The organism is Bartonella sp. AC70YNML (assembly GCF_042196545.1).
In the GTDB taxonomy this organism is placed as follows: Bacteria; Pseudomonadota; Alphaproteobacteria; order Rhizobiales; family Rhizobiaceae; genus Bartonella.
The window spans coordinates 1-882 of record NZ_JBHIQK010000052.1 but is presented as its reverse complement, the minus strand read 5'-3'; the positions used below and the strand labels follow the sequence as shown (position 1 = coordinate 882).

Sequence of the window (882 nt, the reverse complement as noted above, 5' to 3'; positions counted from 1 at the left end):
CATTTAAAAATTTAAATCTCTATAAAGGAATTGTGCTCATGCAAAAGAAGTTTGCACTCACAAATGAAACGCGTGTAATTAATAATCATACCCTTTATCGCATTAAAGCATTAAAAGACTTTGCTGATGTTAAAGCAGGTACTTTAGGGGGCTTTATTGAAAAGGAAGATAACCTTTCTCATGATGGCAATTGCTGGGTGTATGATAATGCTTGTGTTGTAAAATCTGGTCGTGTTTATGAAAATGCAAGGGTATATGGCAATGCTGCCATTGGTGGTTTTGTTTATGGCAATGCGCATGTATATGATAAAACCCGCGTGTATTTTGGAGCTCATGTTTATGATAATGCGCATCTTTCTGATAAGGTGTGGGTTTATCAATATGCAAGGGTTTATGGGAATGCAAAATTAACAGGAAGTGCACGCATTTATAGCAAAGCTGAGGTTTATGATCATGCTGTTGTAAGTAGCTCTTCAAAAATTTATGGCAAGGTTTATGGCAATGCTAGCGTGGGTGGGTATGTTAAGGTCTATGGTTCTGTTTATGGGAATGCAAAAGTGACTGGTTATCACACCATTAGAGGTTTGGTACATGGCAATGCAAGGTTAAAAAGAGATGGTTATTCATATGTCAAACAAAACTTTTATTATGCATATGGAATTCCTGAAGATTGTGAAATTTATGAAAACGATACCGTTGTAAAGATTATTGAAAATAACGCTGCGTAAAGACGCGCGGGCGCGGCGGGGGCGCCCCTCTTTCAAATTTTCCCATTCCAAATTTTATCAAATGTTTATCACATTAAATTGTGAGGGTATCTCTATGTGCAAAAAATATGAATTAACCAGTGAAATCAAAAAAATCAAACATGCTCTTACTCGA

1 protein-coding gene is annotated in these 882 nt (G+C 36.5%); it reads left to right on the top strand.

What is annotated here, in order from left to right; all coding sequences use genetic code 11:
* Positions 1-38: 38 nt before the first annotated feature.
* A complete protein-coding gene (locus ACFIMU_RS08700) occupies positions 39-728 on the top strand; it encodes a hypothetical protein (RefSeq protein ID WP_273791758.1) in 690 nt (229 codons plus the stop codon).
* The last annotated feature ends 154 nt before the right edge of the window (positions 729-882 follow it).

What these genes read in the sequence shown, in the direction of transcription:
- ACFIMU_RS08700 (WP_273791758.1), top strand. Translation starts at nt 39, where the DNA reads ATGCAAAAGAAGTTTGCACTCACAAATGAAACGCGTGTAATTAATAAT.